At 49.3% G+C, this 4,394-nt stretch carries 5 protein-coding genes; 3 read left to right on the top strand and 2 right to left on the bottom strand.

Annotated features, from left to right (window positions below):
* Window positions 1-181: 181 nt before the first annotated feature.
* Window positions 182-1,057 carry a 1,4-dihydroxy-2-naphthoate polyprenyltransferase gene (locus tag ACRCZA_RS10055; RefSeq protein ID WP_438674304.1) on the bottom strand — a complete coding sequence of 292 codons (876 nt, stop codon included), beginning with the start codon at window positions 1,055-1,057 and terminating at the stop codon, window positions 182-184.
* A 317-nt stretch (window positions 1,058-1,374) separates the two neighbouring features.
* On the opposite strand from ACRCZA_RS10055, the gene ACRCZA_RS10050 reads away from it, so the two are divergent.
* Window positions 1,375-2,319: an SDR family NAD(P)-dependent oxidoreductase gene (locus ACRCZA_RS10050; protein WP_438674303.1), complete on the top strand. Its 945-nt coding sequence runs from the start codon at window positions 1,375-1,377 to the stop codon at window positions 2,317-2,319.
* Window positions 2,320-2,368: 49 nt separating this feature from the next.
* Here the strand turns inward: ACRCZA_RS10050 and ACRCZA_RS10045 are convergent, their stop codons facing one another.
* Window positions 2,369-2,854, bottom strand: a complete 486-nt coding sequence (locus ACRCZA_RS10045; RefSeq protein WP_438674302.1) for a VOC family protein — start codon at window positions 2,852-2,854, stop codon at window positions 2,369-2,371.
* A gap of 367 nt (window positions 2,855-3,221) precedes the next feature.
* On the opposite strand from ACRCZA_RS10045, the gene tesB reads away from it, so the two are divergent.
* Together tesB and ACRCZA_RS10035 are read left to right on the top strand one after the other, a co-directional pair.
* Window positions 3,222-4,088: an acyl-CoA thioesterase II gene (tesB, locus tag ACRCZA_RS10040; RefSeq protein WP_438674301.1), complete on the top strand. Its 867-nt coding sequence runs from the start codon at window positions 3,222-3,224 to the stop codon at window positions 4,086-4,088.
* A 37-nt stretch (window positions 4,089-4,125) separates the two neighbouring features.
* Window positions 4,126-4,394: YbaY family lipoprotein (locus ACRCZA_RS10035; protein WP_438674305.1), on the top strand; the 269-nt coding region annotated here is incomplete at its 3' end.

The raw sequence follows: 4,394 nt of genomic DNA, 5'->3' as shown, positions 1-4,394 counted from the left end.
GGCCTGCTGCGGAGCGCACCTTATCGCGGATCCGTTAGGCCTAGTGCTTTTGGTATCAAGCAGTTAGCTTACTTTACATAGCGCATTTAGCCTCTGGCTAAATGCGCTTTGCGCGACTTTAGGAGGGGGAATGTTGGATAACCTTAGGTGCAGACGCGCCTGCCGACTTGAAATTAACAGCTTACAGGCTAAAGACGAATCCGACGCTGAATAGGCCACTAAAAATCATCGTCAGTTTCGCGGTGCGCCCGAGTAAGGGATTGAGCGCTTCACCGGAGACGGCATAAAAATCTTGGCTCAGTTTGCGCGCTAGCAGCAGCGATAAGCCTGCAAGCAATACTGGCAACCCGGGTAGGATGCCTAATAAAAAGCCGGCGATCACTAAGCCAAAGGGCAGATAAATGAGGGCTTGGTAAAGGACTTTTGCTTGGGGTTCGCCGATCCTTACTGCCAGCGTATGTTTGCCCGCAAGGGTGTCGGTGCGAATATCGCGGGTATTATTAACCAACATAATCGCGGCATTAAATAGACCAATCGCACTGCCCAGCAGCCAAGCATTTACGCTAGTATCGCCGGCCTGGAGGTAGTAGCTGCCAACCACGGCGACTAGCCCAAAAAACACAAAGGCGGCGACTTCACCTAAGCCGTGTGACGCTAAAGGATAAGGGCCTCCACTGTAACCTAGAGCACCTAAGATGGCGGCCGTCGCAAGGATGGCGATAGGCCAGCCACCATGCCAAATCAAATAAGAGCCGACCAAGAGCGCCATGATTAAACAAAATATCATGGCATTACGTACTGTGGCGGGGGGGATCAGGCCACTTTGGCTCACTCGAACCGGCCCGATGCGTTCCGCGGTGTCTATACCGTTTTTAAAGTCAAAGTAATCGTTGGCAAGGTTAACGGCAATTTGCAATAAAATGGCGCACAACATCGAGGTGGCCGCAATTAACCAACTGAAACGTTCAAGGTGTAGGGCAAGTATGTTGCCGATCAATAGGGGACCGATAGCCGCAGGTAAGGTGCGGGGTCGTATGGCTAAAATCCAAGGATTCATGGTATCCAGTCGTTATCTAGAAAAGGGAATGGGTATTGAACGGGCCATAGCATAGCAAGATTTAGGGCTAAAGTGAGCATAACCTAATAAATGCATTTAACAGAGTTTGAATTGGCGCACATATGTACACCGCTGTGGATTGAGAATTGTCGTCAAGTTCAAAGAAAATCCGCAAGCGCTATGCTTTGATAGTGACAGGATGCGGGGCGTTGTCCAAAATGCTGATGACATACAGGGATTTATTTTATGTTAGTCGGCCTGTTATTCGCGACATGGCGCCAATGGTATGAGTGTCATTCAAACAAAGGTGAGCTGGGATGCGTTTTGATAACAAGGTGGCGTTGGTCACGGGGGCGGCGGCCGGGTTAGGCCGAGCTTATGCCATTATGTTGGCTGAACGAGGGGCTAAGGTGGTGTTGATTGACCAAGACCTGGCGCCTCCGGCCGTCGCACAGTTTGAGCCATATCGTGCTGATCCGACGCCAACCAATCCTGAGTTGTTGCAAACCTATAACAGCATTATGCGTCTTGGCGCTGAATGTCAGTATTTTATTGCGGATGTGAGCGATCGCCAAGCGGTCGAGCAGCTGGTGGCGGCAGTAATAGACTCTTGGCAGCGAATTGATATTGTTATCAATAATGCTGGAATCTACGGCGACACGCCCTTTGAGAATATCACTCAGGCTCAATGGCAGCGACAGTTTGCGGTCGATGTGCACGGCAGTTTTAACCTCACCCAAGCAGTGTGGCCAGTGATGAAGTCACAGGAATATGGGCGGATTATTATGACGACCGGGGTGTCGGCCTTGTTTGGCGATTTGCATCAGGTGGGATACAGCGCCGCCAAAATGGCGCTAGTAGGCCTCGTTAATAGCCTCGCCATTGAGGGGGAACCATACAATATCCACGTCAACAGCCTGTGTCCCGAGGCGGTGACTCAGATGACGCAAAAGCACTTAGCCAGTGCCATTCAGCCGCTGTTTTCCATCGACACCTTAACGGCGACCAGTGCGTTTTTGGTGAGCGCCGCGGCGCCCAATGGCCAACATATATTGGCGGGGGCCGGCAGTGTTAGCCATGGAATGTTTGTCGAGTTTCAGCCCATGTATTTTAGTGATGGCCAATGTACCCCTGAGACCTTAGCCAGCAATTGGCCGGAACTTGAGCAGGCATTCCCGGTGTGCATGCATTCCTGTGGAGAAGATAAAGTGCTCGCTTGGTCGCGCCAGAGCGCGCTCGAGCACCATATCAAAATTGAATAATCGCTGCAGCCTTATCGATTAGGTTAGGCGGCCTTATTCATAATTACTCTTATTCATAATTGCTTGCATAGGTTTCGGCATAGCTGTGGGAATAGAGTTCAAACAAGTTACCAAAGGGATCTTCTAAATACACCATCTTGGCCTGCTTGCTGTCATCCTCAGGATGATAGCGCATGATGTCCATACGCACTTTGCCGCCAAATTGGCTGGTGCGCGCAATTACTCCATCAAAATCATCTGTTTGTAGGCAAAAGTGAAAAATGCCTAAGCGAGTAAAATCGACAATATGCCGTGGTTGATGCTCTTTCATCGCAAACAATTCAACCCCAATGCCGTCGGAGGTGATTAAGTGGGCGATGTTAAAGCCCTGGAAGCCTTCGCCAAATACAGCAATACACATCCGGCCAATCGCCGTTTCTCGCTCTTCTATGACCTGGGTGTTACCCATCACGACTTCCAGCCCAAGCGCCTTGGTATAAAATTCAACGGCTTTATCCATATCCGCGACCATAATGCCGACATGATTCATTTTCATATTCGTCTCCAAAACCGTTTTTATTCACGGGGTGTGTGGTTGATAGCGAGAGTATAGCGAGGACGGATAATTGTTTAAAATTATCAATAATTATCATTTTAATAATTAAAGTTTATGTATTGAGGTTCTCTGGCACAATGGGCATCAATCAGCTCATCGCGACAGGATTTTGCGTCTAATTGAATGCCTCACTGGCTTTTTCATCGGTAGGTGCAGCGGCAATCGGACAGTGCTGGCGTATGCAGTGCAAGCGAAAAAGGCCTGTATCAACCACATCGTCGCCGCATTCGGGGTGATGAGTACTGGTCAGCATGGGCCTAACTGAGTTAACCTTAAATATTATTGACTAACTCTTTATTAGGCACCCATGAGTCAGGTATTAGACAATCTTTTATCATTACTTTCCCTTGAACCTATTGAAATGGGGTTATTTCGTGGTCAAAGCCAAGATCTTGGTTTTGGTCATGTATTTGGTGGTCAAGTCATGGGGCAAGCCTTAAGCGCGGCCAAACAAACCGTGGCTGACGCACGTGAAGTGCATTCCTTCCATTCGTATTTTTTACGTGCAGGTGATGAAAAGTTGCCGATTGTGTACCACGTTGAAAATATGCGCGATGGTGGTAGTTTTAGCGCCAGACGTGTCAGCGCCATGCAAAAGGGACGGCCCATCTTCCATATGACGTGCTCCTTTCAGCAGCCCGAGACTGGCTTTAGCCATCAGGCGCAAATGCCACAGGTGCCGGGTCCGCAGGGACTATTAAATCAGCAAGAATTGGCAATGACGATGCGCGACAGAGTGCCAAAGCCCATGCTGGAAAAGTTTATGGCAGATGCGCCTATCGAAATGCGCTTAGTTAATCCCTCAGATCCCTTTGCGCCTAAGGAACGTGAGCCATATCGTTATGTGTGGCTGCGCGCCAATGGGACGATGCCAACCGATAGGCATATCCATGAGTATTTACTGGCCTATGCCTCTGATTTTAATTTTTTAGTGACGGCGGCTCAGCCTCATGGCGTGTCGTTTTTAACCCCAGGGATGCGCATGGCGACGATCGATCATGCGATGTGGTTTCATCGGCCAATTAATCTGGGAGAATGGTTGCTCTATAGCATCGATAGCCCCACTGCCAGTGGTGGGCGTGGCTATGTGCGAGGGCAATTTTTTAATCAACAGGGCGAATTAGTGGCCTCCACGACGCAAGAAGGCCTGATCCGCATGGTAAAAGGAAATTAACATGATCATCAAAGTGCAGATGCTAGCCGCAATAAAGCTGTTAACGAAGCTGAAGTCAGTGATTGGCTTGTCCTTGGTCGCCTTATTACTGAATGGCTGCGTCACCGTCGAGCCGCAGCCGCCTGTGATTATTAATGGCGCGGCAGGGTATTTAGAGCGGATTTTATTGCCGCAGGGCTGTGAAATTACCATTGCCATTATTGATATGAATACCCCTGGGGTGATCGTTGCTCAAAAGAGTTTCAATATTGCCAGGGCGCCGGTGCCTTTTAAGTTTTCGTTGCCGGCGCAATCTATCGATAAACG

The organism is Shewanella sp. (assembly GCF_051658185.1).
In the GTDB taxonomy this organism is placed as follows: domain Bacteria; phylum Pseudomonadota; class Gammaproteobacteria; order Enterobacterales; family Shewanellaceae; genus Shewanella.
Note: the sequence above shows the minus strand (reverse complement) of the source record. Positions and strands in the feature narration are given on the sequence as shown.

What these genes read in the sequence shown, in the direction of transcription:
- ACRCZA_RS10045 (WP_438674302.1), bottom strand. Translation starts at nt 2,854, where the DNA reads ATGAAAATGAATCATGTCGGCATTATGGTCGCGGATATGGATAAAGCC.
- ACRCZA_RS10055 (WP_438674304.1), bottom strand. Translation starts at nt 1,057, where the DNA reads ATGAATCCTTGGATTTTAGCCATACGACCCCGCACCTTACCTGCGGCT.
- tesB (WP_438674301.1), top strand. Translation starts at nt 3,222, where the DNA reads ATGAGTCAGGTATTAGACAATCTTTTATCATTACTTTCCCTTGAACCT.
- ACRCZA_RS10050 (WP_438674303.1), top strand. Translation starts at nt 1,375, where the DNA reads ATGCGTTTTGATAACAAGGTGGCGTTGGTCACGGGGGCGGCGGCCGGG.